General features: G+C 43.9%; 17 protein-coding genes. 10 read left to right on the forward strand and 7 right to left on the reverse strand.

Annotated features, from left to right (window positions below; genetic code table 11):
* Positions 1 to 21: 21 nt before the first annotated feature.
* Together pdhR and ampD are read right to left on the reverse strand one after the other, a co-directional pair.
* Complete coding sequence (gene pdhR, locus ACHFJ9_RS19990; protein ID WP_005396680.1) at positions 22 to 789, reverse strand: pyruvate dehydrogenase complex transcriptional repressor PdhR; 768 nt, start codon at positions 787 to 789, stop codon at positions 22 to 24.
* Positions 790 to 1,194: 405 nt separating this feature from the next.
* Positions 1,195 to 1,746, reverse strand: a complete 552-nt coding sequence (gene ampD / locus ACHFJ9_RS19995) for a 1,6-anhydro-N-acetylmuramyl-L-alanine amidase AmpD (protein WP_256954321.1) — start codon at positions 1,744 to 1,746, stop codon at positions 1,195 to 1,197.
* Between the two features lie 92 nt (positions 1,747 to 1,838).
* Between ampD and nadC the strand changes: the two genes are divergently transcribed.
* The 8 genes from nadC (at position 1,839) to yacG (ending at position 9,060) form a co-directional block, all read left to right on the forward strand.
* A complete protein-coding gene (gene nadC, locus ACHFJ9_RS20000; RefSeq protein ID WP_395356088.1) occupies positions 1,839 to 2,726 on the forward strand; it encodes a carboxylating nicotinate-nucleotide diphosphorylase in 888 nt (295 codons plus the stop codon).
* 263 nt (positions 2,727 to 2,989) lie between these two features.
* The gene (locus ACHFJ9_RS20005; protein WP_395356090.1) at positions 2,990 to 3,454 is read left to right on the forward strand and encodes a prepilin-type N-terminal cleavage/methylation domain-containing protein; all 465 of its coding nucleotides are present in this window, start codon (positions 2,990 to 2,992) and stop codon (positions 3,452 to 3,454) included.
* Between the two features lie 3 nt (positions 3,455 to 3,457).
* On the forward strand, positions 3,458 to 5,143 hold the full coding sequence (pilB, locus tag ACHFJ9_RS20010; RefSeq protein WP_395356092.1) for a type IV-A pilus assembly ATPase PilB: 1,686 nt from the start codon (positions 3,458 to 3,460) through the stop codon (positions 5,141 to 5,143).
* Positions 5,144 to 5,166: 23 nt separating this feature from the next.
* Positions 5,167 to 6,390 carry a type II secretion system F family protein gene (locus ACHFJ9_RS20015; protein WP_017635918.1) on the forward strand — a complete coding sequence of 408 codons (1,224 nt, stop codon included), beginning with the start codon at positions 5,167 to 5,169 and terminating at the stop codon, positions 6,388 to 6,390.
* 64 nt (positions 6,391 to 6,454) lie between these two features.
* Positions 6,455 to 7,324 (forward strand): prepilin peptidase, encoded by an 870-nt coding sequence (locus ACHFJ9_RS20020; protein ID WP_395356094.1) that lies wholly within the window; start codon positions 6,455 to 6,457, stop codon positions 7,322 to 7,324.
* Positions 7,325 to 7,939 carry a dephospho-CoA kinase gene (gene coaE, locus ACHFJ9_RS20025; RefSeq protein ID WP_047008979.1) on the forward strand — a complete coding sequence of 205 codons (615 nt, stop codon included), beginning with the start codon at positions 7,325 to 7,327 and terminating at the stop codon, positions 7,937 to 7,939.
* 27 nt (positions 7,940 to 7,966) lie between these two features.
* Positions 7,967 to 8,707 (forward strand): cell division protein ZapD, encoded by a 741-nt coding sequence (gene zapD, locus ACHFJ9_RS20030; RefSeq protein ID WP_005396691.1) that lies wholly within the window; start codon positions 7,967 to 7,969, stop codon positions 8,705 to 8,707.
* A 158-nt stretch (positions 8,708 to 8,865) separates the two neighbouring features.
* Positions 8,866 to 9,060 carry a DNA gyrase inhibitor YacG gene (gene yacG / locus ACHFJ9_RS20035; RefSeq protein WP_005396692.1) on the forward strand — a complete coding sequence of 65 codons (195 nt, stop codon included), beginning with the start codon at positions 8,866 to 8,868 and terminating at the stop codon, positions 9,058 to 9,060.
* 838 nt (positions 9,061 to 9,898) lie between these two features.
* Here the strand turns inward: yacG and rplS are convergent.
* From rplS to ffh, 5 genes are all read right to left on the reverse strand, one after another.
* Positions 9,899 to 10,252 carry a 50S ribosomal protein L19 gene (gene rplS / locus ACHFJ9_RS20040; RefSeq protein WP_005379971.1) on the reverse strand — a complete coding sequence of 118 codons (354 nt, stop codon included), beginning with the start codon at positions 10,250 to 10,252 and terminating at the stop codon, positions 9,899 to 9,901.
* A gap of 41 nt (positions 10,253 to 10,293) precedes the next feature.
* On the reverse strand, positions 10,294 to 11,037 hold the full coding sequence (trmD, locus tag ACHFJ9_RS20045) for a tRNA (guanosine(37)-N1)-methyltransferase TrmD (protein ID WP_395356098.1): 744 nt from the start codon (positions 11,035 to 11,037) through the stop codon (positions 10,294 to 10,296).
* 27 nt (positions 11,038 to 11,064) lie between these two features.
* Positions 11,065 to 11,613: a ribosome maturation factor RimM gene (gene rimM / locus ACHFJ9_RS20050; RefSeq protein ID WP_005379964.1), complete on the reverse strand. Its 549-nt coding sequence runs from the start codon at positions 11,611 to 11,613 to the stop codon at positions 11,065 to 11,067.
* Positions 11,614 to 11,642: 29 nt separating this feature from the next.
* Entirely contained in the window at positions 11,643 to 11,891 is a 249-nt protein-coding gene (gene rpsP / locus ACHFJ9_RS20055; protein ID WP_005379962.1) for a 30S ribosomal protein S16, read from the reverse strand.
* A gap of 209 nt (positions 11,892 to 12,100) precedes the next feature.
* Positions 12,101 to 13,483 carry a signal recognition particle protein gene (gene ffh / locus ACHFJ9_RS20060; RefSeq protein ID WP_005385423.1) on the reverse strand — a complete coding sequence of 461 codons (1,383 nt, stop codon included), beginning with the start codon at positions 13,481 to 13,483 and terminating at the stop codon, positions 12,101 to 12,103.
* Positions 13,484 to 13,707: 224 nt separating this feature from the next.
* Between ffh and ACHFJ9_RS20065 the strand changes: the two genes are divergently transcribed.
* Complete coding sequence (locus tag ACHFJ9_RS20065; protein ID WP_167426247.1) at positions 13,708 to 14,502, forward strand: inner membrane protein YpjD; 795 nt, start codon at positions 13,708 to 13,710, stop codon at positions 14,500 to 14,502.
* A gap of 124 nt (positions 14,503 to 14,626) precedes the next feature.
* The gene (locus tag ACHFJ9_RS20070) at positions 14,627 to 15,895 is read left to right on the forward strand and encodes an HlyC/CorC family transporter (protein ID WP_005396696.1); all 1,269 of its coding nucleotides are present in this window, start codon (positions 14,627 to 14,629) and stop codon (positions 15,893 to 15,895) included.
* The last annotated feature ends 6 nt before the right edge of the window (positions 15,896 to 15,901 follow it).

A 15,901-nucleotide genomic window follows, 5' to 3' on the forward strand; every position in this document is an offset into this window, starting at 1 on the left:
CTACTTATTTAAGTAACGCTCTTACGAGTCATTACCCTGCTGAATTCGACGTAGAGAACGCTCTCGTCGAGACTCTTCTCGAGTCAAATCCAACAATGTTTCTTCGATGTAAGCCAAGTGCGAGTGGGACATTTCTCGCGCCTTTTCAGGCTGACCAGAAACAATCGCATCCACGATATTGGCTCGGTGTTTACTGACTTTCTCGACCGCTTCTGGGCGGCGACGTAGTAATTTAAAATTTTGTAGAATATTTTGTTCAAGCAAAGGTGCTAAGCTTCGAACAATGTGCAACAAAACCACGTTGTGCGCGGCTTCGGTCAAAGCGATTAAAAATTGCATCACTTCCGCAGATTCAGCTTCGATATCGTTGTTTGCTTGCTCTTGGCTAATGCGTTCAAGGCAACCTTGAATACGCGCAAAATCTTCTTCGGTACCACGTAAAGCTGCAAAGTAAGCTGAAATTCCTTCCATTGCATGACGAGACTCAAGCACATCAAGCTGGGTTTCAGAATGACTAGACAACAAATTCAACAAGGGATCTGAAAAGCTCTTCCAGATATTCTCACTTACGAATGTTCCGCCACCTTGGCGACGAGTTAACAAACGCTTCGCTTCTAAGCGTTGAATGGCTTCTCGGACTGAAGGACGAGACACATCGAACTGTCTTGCCAGTTCACGCTCTGGAGGCAGTTGTTGCCCCGGAGACAATGTTCCTTCCACTATCAACCTTTCTAACTCTTGTTCGATAACATCAGAGAGTTTTGGCTGACGAATCCTTTGATAAGCCATAATTTATTGTTCTTCTACTCTTGCAGGTAATTGGTAATACCAATTTTAAGTTGGTGCAGAAATTAACATAATTAAAACGCCACTGTCCAGCCGAAAATTGACCTAAATCATAGAACGAGCTTACTTCCAACACTCTGATAACAATCGACTGTTAAAACAGCAATAGAATTGGTATGACCAATTACATAAAGCATACAAATGGGAAGTCGACGTGCTAGCAATTTTGGAAAAGAAATACAGAAAATGACAAAATTATCAGTCTATTTCTTCACCAAAACGGCGTATACGAGCGTAAAAATGTAGTTAACTTTTAACAATCATTAATATTTCTGGTATCAAAAAAAGGCATACCTGATCGTATGCCTTATTTATTTCGCTTTTTTGAATTTACACTTTCGCTACAAATCAACGCTGTATAAGCTGTCTATATTTCACCCAATCAAAGCTTAGACCAGGATCGCTTTTTCTCAAGGGCGCAATATATTGATGACCGGTAATTCGTGGCAGGGTGATGTGGGGATAAGACTGCATAATCACCTCAGTGATCTCTGCAAGTGATTGATATTGCGCTTCTGTGTAGGCAGTAAATTCTGTCCCTTCAAGCTCGATACCAATGGAATAGTCATTACAACGCTCCCTGCCCGCGAAACTGGATTGACCGGCATGCCATGCTCTATCGAGAAAAGAAACAAATTGAACAACCTCGCCGTTTCTCTTAATCAAGCAATGTGCAGAAACGCCCATTTTGTGAATAACTTCAAAAAATGGATGTGCGTTTGGGTCTAGCTTGCCAGTGAAGAAGTCCTCTATATATGGTCCACCAAACTGCCCAGGAGGCAAACTGATGTTGTGTACCACCAGCAAAGAGATGTCGTTTATATCAGAGCGGGCATCAAAAAATGGTGACGGAACATGCTTTGCCTGTGTCAGCCAGCCATTCTCGATAATTGGGCACATATCAACCTCTCTACTTTGCAAATTAACTGCTGAAATTATTGACACCGGAGAGTATCATTCGTTGCCATCTCCCTTTCAAGACAAGATTTGCGATGAAGAACACACACAACATTCAAGAACGCCTAGAATACCTTAAACAACAACTCCCTTTAGAGATCACTCGCTCTGTCGCTGATACCTTAAAAGAAGATCTAGGTGGCAGTGTCGACGCAGATAACGACATTACTGCATCTTTGATCCCTGCCAATGCGGTTAATACCGCAACGATTATTACTCGCGAGCATGGTGTGTTCTGTGGTCAAGCATGGGCTGATGAAGTTTTTAAACAGCTCGGTGGTAAGGTCAGCATTGAATGGCACGTAAAGGACGGCGATAAGGTCAAACCTAACCAAACCCTTTGTACGCTGACAGGCCCAGCTCGTGATTTGTTGACAGGTGAGCGTAACGCAATGAACTTCATCCAAACGCTGTCTGGCTGCGCAACAGTTACCGCAGAGTACGCTGAAAAAATCGCGCATACTGAGTGTCGTCTACTAGACACACGCAAAACCATTCCTGGCCTGCGTAGCGCACTAAAATACGCCGTGACGTGTGGTGGTGGCTTTAACCATCGCATCGGCGTGTTCGATGCTTACCTTATTAAAGAAAACCACATCATTGCTTGTGGCGGTATTACTCAAGCGATCCAAAAAGCGAAAGAGCTTAACCCAGGCAAACCGGTAGAAGTGGAAACGGAAAGCTTAGAAGAGTTGAAACAGGCGATAGAGGCTGGTGCCGACATCATCATGCTAGATAACTTCACGAAAGAAATGATGCGTGAAGCCGTAGCGATTAACGCAGGTCGTGCCGCTTTAGAAAACTCCGGCAACATTACGCTAGAGACCATCGCAGAATACGCAGAAACCGGTGTCGATTACATTTCGGTAGGCGCGTTGACTAAGCATCTAAAAGCGATGGATCTTTCGATGCGCTTCAAATAATAAAAGCAACACAATCTAAATTACTTCAACTAACTCAGTGAGTTGTGAGTAATTCATCATTAAAAAGGGCCAATAGGCCCTTTCTTTTTATCCATTAAAAAAAATAGTACTACTCGCAAAACTCTGCATGCAATATGCAACTTTCTACCAAAGAGTTTTATCTCACTCGAGAGCCCATCTCTTCCCCATTTTCAACCCACCTTAACTCTCCATAATCTTTCGCTAATGCAAGAGCATTATTAATTTTTAGGAAAGGGTTAAAAATGAAAAACAGTAAACAGAAAAAACAGCAAGGTTTTACCTTGATTGAATTAATGATTGTCGTCGCGATTATTGGTATTTTGGCCGCATTTGCTGTGCCTGCTTATCAAAACTACACAAAAAAAGCGACGCTGGCAGAGTTCCCAAAAGCAGCTTCTGCGATGAAGCTAGCCGTTGAGTTGTGTGCACATGAAAATGCATCAAACGCAGCTACTTTTAAAACGAACTGCTTATCTGGTAGTAATGGTGTACCTTCAAAAATTAACAACCTAAATGATATCTCTATTGAAGCAGTTGCTGGATCATCAGGCGTAAATGTCATTGCAAAAGCTGTAGCAGTAAAAGGACCGATTGCTAGTGGAGAACAGTATACTATGGCGTCTAACTACACGACTAGTGGTATTGAGTGGACGGGCTCATGTCAAGATTCTAATGGTAATAGCCAATCTGATTACTGTCCTGAATAATTCATGCAAACCAACCTCTCAACAATTCTTCGTCAAAAAGGATTTCTGACGTTTTCCCAAGAAGAATCGTTACTTGAGCAAGTCAAAGCTTCTGGCATCTCGATGCCGGAAGCTTTACTCAGTTCTGGATTCTTCACGTCAAGCGAACTGGCCGAGCACTTAAGTTCTATTTTTGGCTTAAGTCAGCCCGAGTTATCTCAGTATGAGTACGCTTCGCTTTGTCAACAACTCGGTCTACGTGAATTAATCACTCGACATAACGCACTCCCACTCCAGCGTACGCCTTCAACGTTGTTATTAGCCGTTGCCGACCCCACCAACCAACAAGCAGAAGATGATTTCCGCTTTGCCACTGGGTTACAGATTGAACTGGTGCTGGCGGATTTTCGTCAACTCAGCGCGGCAATTCGACGCTTATATGGTCGCTCATTGAGTCATGAGAAGTCCGGGTTAAAAGAGATCAACCAAGAAGAGTTAGCCAATCTGGTTGACGTGGGCGCAGATGAAATCGACAACATTGAAGACTTGAGCCAAGACGAATCTCCTGTTAGCCGTTACATAAACCAAATTCTGTTGGACGCTGTGCGCAAAGGCGCATCCGATATCCACTTTGAACCTTATGAAAAGATGTACCGCGTTCGCCTACGCTGTGATGGCATCTTAATTGAAACACAGCAGCCACCAAGCCACTTAAGTCGCCGCTTATCCGCTCGTATCAAAATCCTCTCTAAGCTTGATATTGCAGAGCGACGTTTACCACAAGATGGGCGTATTAAGCTCAAGTTGAATCACGACACCGCGATTGATATGCGTGTATCCACGCTACCGACTCTATTCGGAGAGAAAATTGTATTACGACTGCTCGACAGCAGCTCTGCGTCACTGGATATCGACAAGCTTGGTTATAGCGAACAACAAAAACAATTGTACTTGGATGCGCTGCGTCGCCCACAAGGCATGATTCTGATGACAGGCCCAACTGGGAGCGGGAAAACCGTTTCTCTGTACACTGGGCTGAGTATTCTCAATAAACCAGAAATCAACATTTCCACGGCAGAAGACCCAGTAGAAATTAACTTATCGGGCATTAACCAAGTTCAAGTTCAGCCTAAGATTGGTTTTGGTTTTGCCGAAGCCCTGCGCTCTTTCTTACGTCAAGACCCCGATGTAGTAATGGTCGGTGAGATTCGTGATTTAGATACCGCCGAAATCGCCATAAAAGCATCGCAAACCGGTCACTTAGTACTTTCAACCTTACATACCAATTCTGCAGCTGAAACGGTGATTCGTTTATCAAACATGGGCGTAGAAAGCTTTAACTTGGCCTCCTCTCTTAGTTTGATTATTGCCCAGCGCTTAGCCCGTAAACTGTGCTCGCACTGCAAACAATCACAAGAGCTTACCGTTCAGCTACAACATCTCGGAATTCAAGCAAGCGACAACATTTTTAAAGCCAATCCCGATGGATGCAATGAGTGTACCCATGGTTATTCCGGCCGAACGGGGATTTATGAAGTGATGCGCTTTGATGAATTTCTTTCCGAAGCGCTTATTAAAGGTGCCTCGGTACATGAACTAGAAAAACTCGCCATCGCAAATGGTATGAGCACGTTACAAATGTCGGGCATAGAAAAACTCAAACAAGGGATCACAAGTTTTAGTGAACTACAGCGCGTACTTTATTTTTAATCCTTTAATCAGCAATCACCTCTATGAAAAGCACTACACCACAACTTAAAAACTTCCGCTGGAAAGGCATCAACAGTTCAGGCAAAAAGACATCTGGACAAACCCTCGCGATGACGGAAATTGAAGTACGCGAGCGTCTAGACGCACAGCACATCAAGATCAAGAAGTTAAAGAAAAGCAGTATCTCGTTTCTCACTAAACTCAGCCATCGCGTGAAAGGCAGAGACATCACTGTGTTTACCCGTCAGATTTCGACGATGTTGATAACCGGTGTGCCCTTAGTTCAGGCTTTAAAATTGGTCTCAGAAAACCATAAAAAAGCAGAGATGAAATCCATTTTGATGAGCGTGACACGCGCCGTCGAAGCGGGAACACCCATGTCAAAAGCCATGCGCACTGCAAGTGAACACTTTGACCCACTCTATACCGACCTTATCGCAACAGGTGAGCAATCCGGTAACTTAGCGGAAGTGTTCGAGCGCTTAGCCACCTACCGAGAAAAAAATGAGCAGCTTCGTGCGAAAGTGATCAAAGCACTGATTTACCCAGCCATGGTAGTGCTAGTAGCGTTAGGCGTGTCGTTTATCATGCTCACCAAAGTCATTCCCGAGTTTGAAAAAATGTTTGTTGGTTTTGGTGCTGACTTACCGTGGTTTACCAGGCAAGTGTTAGATCTTTCCGCCTGGACACAAAACTGGAGCCCATTTATAGCACTAGGCTCTATCAGTCTATTTATCTCAGCGAGAATCCTCTCTAAGCGTTCAGATTCTTTTCGCTTAATGCTCAATCGCTCTGTGCTTAAATTTCCTGTCCTCGGGCCCGTATTATCAAAAGCCGCTATCGCCAAATTTAGTCGAACACTCGCCACGAGCTTTACAGCAGGCATTCCAATTCTAACCAGTTTAAAAACCACATCAAAAACCTCAGGAAACTTACACTATCAACTCGCCATAGAAGAAGTTTACCGTGATACCGCCGCAGGTATGCCAATGTATGTAGCCATGCGCAACTGTAATGTGTTCCCTGAGTTGGTATTGCAAATGGTCATGATCGGTGAAGAGTCTGGTCGACTTGACGATATGCTCAATAAAGTTGCAACGATCTACGAGTTTGAAGTCGATAACACCGTCGACAACCTTAGTAAAATTCTAGAGCCGCTAATTATCGTTTTTTTAGGCATCGTTGTTGGCGGATTAGTGACAGCAATGTACTTGCCAATCTTTAACTTAATGAGTGTATTGGGCTAGAATGAGCTGTTAACTCCTTTAAAACAGCATCTTGCTGATTTCACTCATCGCTCAAGAGACAAATATGGAAGTATTCCAGTACTACCCTTGGCTATTCGTTGTGTTTGCCACCATCTTCGGTCTTATCGTGGGTAGCTTCCTCAATGTGGTTATTTATCGACTACCTAAAATCATGGAACTAGAATGGCGACGCGAATGTGCCGAGTCATTTCCTGAATACAAAATAGAACCTCCTAAAGAAGTGCTGACGTTGAGCGTCCCACGCTCCTCCTGTCAGAAGTGCGCAACGCCGATACGTGTTCGAGACAACATTCCTGTGATTAGCTGGCTGCTTTTAAAAGGCAAATGCCACAACTGTCAGACAACCATTAGCGCACGCTATCCACTGATTGAACTGCTCACTGCGTTCTGCTCAGGCTTTGTCGCTTACCACTTTGGTTTTAGTTACTTTACCGTTGCCCTACTCTTTTTCACTTTTATCTTAATCGCCGCAACATTTATCGATCTCGATACTATGTTGTTACCTGACCAATTAACATTACCATTAACTTGGGCTGGCATTGCCTTAGCACTAGTCGAAATAAGTCCTGTTACTCTACAAGATTCTGTCATTGGTGCTATTGCTGGTTACCTATGTCTCTGGTCCGTTTACTGGGGCTTTAAGCTACTTACTGGTAAAGAAGGAATGGGATATGGTGATTTTAAACTACTAGCAGCACTAGGGGCTTGGCTGGGCTGGCAGTCACTGCCGATGATCATTCTACTTTCTTCTGTGGTTGGCATCGCATTTGGCATCATTCAACTACGCTTGCAAAAACAGGGAATTGAAAAAGCTTTTCCTTTCGGTCCTTACTTAGCAATTGCTGGTTGGATAAGCTTAATTTGGGGCGACCAGATTTTAAACTGGTACTTTACTTCAGTTCTAGGAGTGTAAATGGCTTTGGTTATTGGTTTAACAGGTGGTATCGCTAGCGGTAAAACAACCGTCGCGAATCTGTTCAAACAACAATTTAAAATCGATATCGTCGATGCCGACATTGTAGCAAGAGAAGTTGTCGAGCCAGGCACTCCCGGCCTAAACGCGATTATTGAACATTTTGGTCACGATATCGTTCGTGAAGACCAAACTTTAGATCGCGCAAAGCTGAGAGAGAAAATCTTTTCAAACTCAGATGAAAAAGCATGGCTCAACGCACTGTTGCACCCGATAATTCGTGAAAAGATGATCGAAGATTTGCAGCAAGTCACCTCAGAGTATGCGTTACTTGTGGTGCCGTTGCTCGTAGAAAACAAGCTAGACAGTTTGTGTGATCGAGTTCTTGTCGTCGATGTAGAACCGAATACACAGATATCTCGCACGATGAAACGAGACAATGTGAGTGAAGAACAAGCTCGCGCCATCCTTGCCTCTCAAGCATCAAGAGAGCAAAGACTCGCGCTTGCAGACGATGTGGTTAAGAATAATCCAAGTGACCCAGATCTTTTGCTTCAAATCACAGATTTGCACGAAAAGTACCTAGCCATGTGTAAGAAAAATCTGCGAAAATAGGAACGAAACTCACAAAGGCTTATGTCGATGACCACGCACAAATTTGAACATCCGTTAAATGAGAAAACTCGTATTTATCTAAGAGTGGAGTCTCTGCTGCGTCAGGCTCACTTGGCCTCTGGGTTTAGCGAAAATCACCAGTACCAACTGTTTTTTCGTGCGTTATTCGATATGGTTGAAATCTTCGAACAGATCCAGCTGAAAAGTGAACTGGCCAAAGATTTAGAGAAACAACGACTGTCGTACCGCCATTGGCTAAATGTTGATGGCGTCGATCAAGACGCATTAAATACCCTACTACAAGAGATAGATGTCGTTCATAGCCAACTGATGGGTGCAGAGCGTTTTGGTCAAGCACTAAAAGAAGATCGCTTCCTAAGCTCTATCCGCCAACGCTTTAATCTACCGGGTGGTTCATGCTGTTTTGATTTGCCAGCGTTACATTACTGGCTTCACCTACCCATTGAACGTAAGAAGCATGATGCGCAGCAGTGGCAAGCAAGCTTAAGGCCCTTGTCTGATGCGCTTTCATTATGGTTAAAACTCACTAGAGAGACCGGACATTTTAAAGCTCAAATCGGTCGTGCGGGTTTCTTCCAAAGTGACGCTGATGAAGCTAATATTCTAAGACTTCACATCCCAATGGAATATGGCGTTTATCCTATGATTTCTGGCCATAAAAACCGCTTTGCGATCAAGTTTATGTCGTTTGAAAACGGTCAAGCGTGCACACAAGATATTGAGTTTGAACTTGCTGTGTGCAGCTAAGACGGTACTAAGCCTCACCCCCACAATCTAAAATTCAACGCTTTATTGCGCTTATATTGGATAAAATTTCGTAGCAGCAATAGCGCGTTGAATAAGCCATCTTGAATTCATTTAGGTATACTACCCTTTAACACCAATTAGTAATGGGACGCTCAACTATGTCTAAAATTACCATCGTTCAATGCCCACAATGTGGCGCCGACGTAGAATGGGGAGAACAAAGTCCTCATCGCCCTTTCTGCAGTAAACAATGCCAAATGATTGATTTTGGTGAATGGGCAGATGAAGAAAACACCATCCCAGGCGCCCCCGATATGTCCGACAGTGATGGCTGGTCTGAAGATCAGTATTAAATTGAGACCTAGGGTAAAGGAATATCCTAGGTTCCTTCTTGGGGAATCTGAATCACGCTCCTTCGTCGCTGTCCAGAATGACGAATTTTAACCGCGGAGCCCTGTAATCTTTGGTCATCATTTGCCATCATTCCGAGGAGCCATAGCGACATTAAGAATCTACTCATAGCAAGGATGAAGCTAACAACTTAAACAATTGCATTCTCGACCAGTAGATTCTGAATCACGCTCCTTCGTCGCTATTCAGAATGACGAGTTTTAACCGTAGTACTCCGTAATCTTTGACAATCATTTTCCGTCATTCCGAGGAGCCATAGCGACATCAGGAATCCACTCACAGCAAGGACACTTCTGAAGTTGACTACTTAAACACTAGTGCTTTCGGCTAGTAGATTCTGAATCCCGCTACTTCTTCGCTATCCAGAATGATGAATTTTAACCGCGGTGCCCTGTAATCTTTGGCCATCATTTCCCGTCATTCCGAGGAGCCATAGCGACATCAGGAATCTACTCACAGCAAGGATGAAGCTAACAACTTAAACACTAATGCTCTCGACTAGTAGATTCTGAATCCCGCTACTTCGTCGCTATCCAGAATGATGAATTTTAACCATTGCGGTCTGCAATCGGTATTCATTCCCCCTCTTTTCAACTCTGACTATTTTGATGATCTAGCAAAGCTATTTTTATTCGAGCAAGGCGGAATCATGGAGAGTATGCCAGTGCATGAGCATCGACAGTACAGGTCGGGTGAAAAGAAACGAGCAAGCTAATTACACAAATAAAAAAACGGAGCCCTAAAAGGACTCCGTTTAAGATGAGAACGCTAGTTATAGCATTACTTCTTAGCAAGTTTCTCTTTGATACGAGCAGACTTACCAGAACGCTCACGTAGGTAGTACAACTTGGCACGACGTACTGCACCACGGCGTTTAACTTCGATGCTATCAACGATTGGAGAGTGTGTTTGGAACGTACGCTCAACACCTTCACCGTTAGAGATTTTACGTACAGTGAAAGCAGAGTGTAGACCACGGTTACGGATTGCGATTACAACGCCTTCGAAAGCCTGTAGACGCTCACGGTCACCTTCTTTTACCTTAACTTGAACTACAACAGTGTCACCTGGTGCAAATTTAGGTAGGTCTGATTTCATTTGCTCTTCTTCAAGAGCTTTGATGATGTTACTCATTTTTTAAATTCCTAGAATAAACTGATACTAAATAAATTAGGTTACTTTGCGTTATGTTCACTAATGAACTCAGCAAGTAATTGTTCCTGTTCGTCAGTCAGAGCTAGGTTTTCCAGGAGCTCTGGTCTTCTAAGCCAAGTTCGGCCCAGCGACTGTTTTAGTCGCCATTCACGAATGTCCTTGTGATTGCCTGACATCAGTACCGCTGGTACCTCTTTGTCATCCAATACTTCTGGACGCGTATAGTGAGGGCAATCTAACAAGCCATTTGCAAAAGAGTCTTCTTCTGCTGACGCGAAATCCCCTAGTACACCCGGAACAAACCGAGAGACAGAATCGATTAACGTCATGGCTGGTATCTCACCACCCGTCATCACAAAATCACCAATCGACCATTCTTCGTCGACTTCAGATTGAATGATGCGCTCATCTATCCCTTCGTAACGACCACAAATCAGAAGCAAGTTCTCATTTGTTGCCAGTTCTTCTACTCCTTTCTGGTCGAGCTTGCGACCTTGAGGAGAAAGGTAGATGACTTTCGTCTTGCCCGGTGAGGCTGCTTTCGCGGTATGAATGGCATCGCGCAAAGGCTGAACCATCATTAACATACCAGGGCCACCACCGTAAGGTCGGTCATCGACTGTGCGATGTTTGTCGTGAGTGAAATCTCTAGGATTCCAAGTCTCAATCGACAAAAGACCTTTTTTAACCGCTTGACCTGTTACTCCAAAATCAGTAACAGAACGGAACATTTCTGGAAAAAGGCTAATAACGCCAACCCACATGTTTATCTCGCTCTGTAATTTTGGAGATTAGAATCCAGGATCCCAGTCAACTTCGATCCGTTGAGCTTCGCGATCAACATTAATGATCACTTGCTCTTCAAGGAACGGGATTAATCGTTCCTTCTGCCCGAAAGCATCTTTAAGATTTGCTTTAACAACCAGAACATCGTTTGAGCCAGTTTCTAGCATGTCAGTAACGACACCTAGATCGTAACCTTTAGTGGTTACAACTTGCATCCCAAACAATTCGCGCCAGTAGAACTCATCTTCTGACAATTCAGGAAGTACCGCAGGGTCAATAGCAATTTCAAAGTTCGTCATTAGATGCGCGTCTTCACGAACATCCATGCCTTCCAGCTTAGCCACCATACCTTTGTTATGGCGCTTCCAGCTTTCTACTTTGTACTCAACCCACTTACCCTTTTGGTTAATGTACCAAGGGCTGTAATCGAAAATGCTTTCAGCATTGTCTGTGTAGGAAAAAACCTTAAGCCAACCTCGAATGCCGTAAGTAGCACCAAACTTGCCTACAACAATCTTTTCGTTGCTCATTGTTTCTTTACCTTTCATCGACATAAACTAGTTTCTACTTTTCAAGTAAAAAATTAAGCCGCTTTTTGAGCGTCTTTAACTAGCTTAGCAACACGGTCAGATACTGACGCGCCTTGACCAACCCAGTGGTTAACGCGGTCTAGGTCTAGACGTAGACCTTCTTCTTGACCTTTAGCAGTTGGGTTAAAGAAACCAACTTTCTCGATGAAACGGCCAGTTGCAGCGTTGCGGCTGTCCGCTACTACGATTTGATAAAATGGACGCTTTTTAGCGCCGTGACGTGCCAAACGAATGGTTACCATGTCGTCCTCTTTGCTTTCTCAAAAATAAAATTAACCCCAAAAACCATTCAAGAAATTAAATAGTTTGGGGTCTCGTGCCAAAATAAAGCTCCGGAATTTTACTCTTCTCCCGGAGCAATGCAAGGAGTTTAGTTACTTTTTCACCAACATAAATTGAATTTAAAGTTTGTGACGTACCTGACACCCTGAATCTATGCGTGATCGATTAATTAACGACCAAATGGGTTGAAGCCACCGCCTCCACCCATGCCGCCCATCATACCTTGCATGTTGCGCATCATGCCTTTCATGCCACCTTTTTGCATCTTTTTCATCATCTTCTGCATTTGGGTGAACTGTTTTAGTAAGCGGTTTACGTCTTGAACCTGCACACCAGAACCAGCCGCAATACGTTTCTTGCGTGAGCCTTTGATAATCTCTGGGCGTTGACGTTCTTTCATTGTCATGGAGCTGATGATCGCTTCCATCTGCTTGAACATCTTGTCATCGACTTTGTCTTTCACATTGTCTGGTAGCTGAGACATGCCAGGAAGCTTATCCATCATGCCCATCATGCCGCCCATGTTTTGCATCTGGCCTAGCTGTTCACGGAAATCTTCAAGGTCGAAACCTTTCTTCTCTTTGAACTTCTTCGCCAGCTTTTCTGCTTTTTCTTGGTCAACGTTGCGTTGTAGGTCTTCAATTAAAGACAGAACGTCACCCATACCAAGAATACGTGAAGCAACACGATCTGGATGGAACGGTTCTAGCGCGTCAGTTTTTTCACCGACACCCAAGAATTTGATTGGCTTGCCCGTTACATGGCGTACTGACAGTGCCGCACCACCACGAGCATCACCATCAACCTTAGTTAGAACCACACCAGTAAGAGGTAGCGCATCGCCAAAGGCTTTTGCTGTATTTGCTGCGTCTTGACCCGTCATAGCGTCAACAACAAATAGCGTTTCTACTGGGTTGATAGCTGCGTGAAGATCTTTGATCTCCCCCATCATCTCTTCATCAATCGCCAAGCGACCTGCGGTATCGACAATCAATACGTCGTAGAATTTTTTCTTCGCATGGTCAATCGCTGCATTGGCGATATCAATAGGCTTCTGGTCTGGTGATGATGGGAAGAAGTCAACACCGATGTCTGATGCCAGTGTTTCAAGCTGCTTGATTGCAGCAGGGCGGTAAACGTCGGCAGACACAACCAAGACTTTCTTCTTGTCACGTTCTTTTAAAAGCTTAGATAGCTTACCTACCGATGTGGTTTTACCCGCACCTTGTAGACCCGCCATAAGAAGCACAGCAGGTGGTTGAGCGGCAAGGTTTAGCGCCTCATTCGACTCACCCATTACGGCTTCAAGTTCTGTTTGAACGATCTTGATAAATTCCTGACCAGGAGTCAGAGATTTAGAAACTTCTACACCTACCGCTTTTTCTTTAACGCGGTTAACAAATTCACGAACAACCGGAAGCGCAACGTCAGCTTCAAGTAAGGCCATTCGTACTTCACGTAGGGTCTCTTTAATGTTGTCTTCGGTCAGACGACCTTTGCCACTGATATTTTTCAGCGTTTTGGATAATCGATCCGTTAAATTCTCAAACATCTTTGTCTCTTCGCTAAAATGGCGATTAATTAGTGTGAGTATACATTAGCCAAGGTCTGAGTCATACCCGTACCGCTGCTCTATTCTTGTCTCTATTTCTATATGGTGCGGTAACTTATTAATTTCAATATCTCATCTCTCACGATTGATGTCGGATATAACGTAGCCCCAAAGTGTAATGCAAGGTATAATTTCCTCATTGTGCACAATAATATTTAGGATTCATGGATAGCTTAATAGCCATCGCGGCCGCCATACTTTATGTTTTGGCGATTGCGACCATCATACCCGGACTCTCACAGCAGTCAGGAATCAAAGCAAAAACAGTGTTTGCTAGTGCTGCCTGTGCGCTTGTTTTTCATGCGTGGATTTTGAGTGATCTGATTTTTGATGGTGCAGGTCAAAACCTTAGTATTCTTAACGTAGCCTCTTTGATCAGTTTTATTATTTCTCTGGTCATGAGCCTTGCTATGTTGAAAAATCGGTTGTGGTTTTTATTGCCTGTCGTTTATAGCTTTGCTGCCATCAATTTATCTGCTGCCACATTTTTGCCAAGCACGTTTATCAAGCACCTAGAGAATGACCCTAAGCTACTCATTCACATTTCTTTTGCCTTGTTCTCATACGCAACTTTAACTATCGGTGCACTCTACGCACTTCAGCTGGCTTGGTTAGATCACAAACTGAAAACAAAAAAATCTTTGGCGATTAACCCAAACCTGCCGCCTTTATTAATGGTAGAGCGTCAGCTATTCAAAATTATTTTGATCGGTAATTTATTGTTAACTGGCACGCTCATTACTGGCTTTGTCTTTGTGCAGGATATGTTTGCTCAAGGTAAAGCGCATAAAGGCATTCTTTCTTTCATCGCTTGGGTTGTGTACTCAATACTGCTTTGGGGTCATTATCAAAAAGGTTGGCGTGGTAGAAAAGTTACTTGGTTCGCTGTCGCAGGGGCAACGCTGTTAACTCTGGCGTATTTTGGCAGTCGCTTTGTGAAAGAAATCATCTTGAATTAAGGAGCTCTAGGGCTCCTATCCTTTATATTTTAGGCTAGATAAAATACAGTACGCCTTAACCCTTTGACTTAACGGACTTACTCAACCGTTATATAACCCAATACTTACAAGGAACAGCAACGTTTTGGACGACATCTCTACGGGTATCTTGTTTGCGCTACTCGCGTGTCTTATCGTCATATCAGGTTACTTTTCCGGCTCAGAAACAGGGATGATGTCTCTGAACCGTTATCGCTTAAAGCACTTAGCCAAAAATGGGCATAAAGGCGCTAAGCGAGTCGAAAGGCTATTAGACCGTCCAGATCGTTTGATTGGTCTTATTCTTATCGGCAACAACCTCGTTAATATTCTCGCGTCCGCCATCGCGACCATTATTGGTATGCGTTTGTATGGTGATTTAGGTGTCGCTATCGCAACCGGTGCACTGACTATGGTTGTATTGGTTTTTGCTGAAGTTACCCCAAAAACAATTGCAGCGCTGTACCCTGAACGCGTGTCTTACGCGAGCAGTATCCTACTGACCATATTGATGAAGTTACTATCGCCTTTGGTGATGCTCGTTAACTTTATTACGAATGGCTTTATTCGTTTACTTGGCGTAAAAGCCGATCACTCAGTAGAAGACCATCTTAGTTCCGATGAGCTGCGTACCGTAGTAAACGAAGCTGGCGGATTGATCCCTCGCCGACACCAAGACATGTTGGTATCTATTTTGGATCTTGAGCACGTCACTGTGAACGACATCATGGTGCCACGCAATGAGATTACCGGTATCGATATTAATGATGACTGGAAATCCATCGTTCGTCAGCTTACCCACTCACCACATGGACGCATTGTTTTTTATCGTGACCAAATTGATGAAGTGGTTGGCATGCTGCGCCTGCGTGAAGCTTACCGCCTGATGCTGGAAAAAAACGAGTTCAATAAAGAGACGCTATTACGTGCTGCGGATGAAGTCTATTACATCCCGGAAGGTACGCCACTGAACGTGCAAATGTTAAAGTTCCAACGCAACAAACAGCGTATTGGTCTGATTGTTGATGAGTATGGCGACATTATTGGCTTGGTGACATTGGAAGATATTCTGGAAGAAATCATTGGCGAATTCACGACCTCGATTTCTCCAAGCCTTTCTGATGAAATCAGTCCTCAAGGTGACGGAAGCTTCCTCATTGAAGGCAGCACCAATATCCGAGATATCAACAAAGGCCTGAAATGGGACTTACCAACGGATGGCCCAAGAACGTTAAACGGTCTTATTTTGGAGCACCTGGAAGATATTCCAGAGAGCCATTTAAGCGTGAGAGTGGCTGGTCATCCAATGGAGCTTGTTGAGATTGAAGAAAACCGTATCAAGCTCGTTCGTGTTTATCCTAAAAAGAAAAAATAGCCCCTA

This window comes from Vibrio sp. D3, assembly GCF_043995865.1.
GTDB classification, from domain to species: domain Bacteria; phylum Pseudomonadota; class Gammaproteobacteria; order Enterobacterales; family Vibrionaceae; genus Vibrio; species Vibrio diabolicus.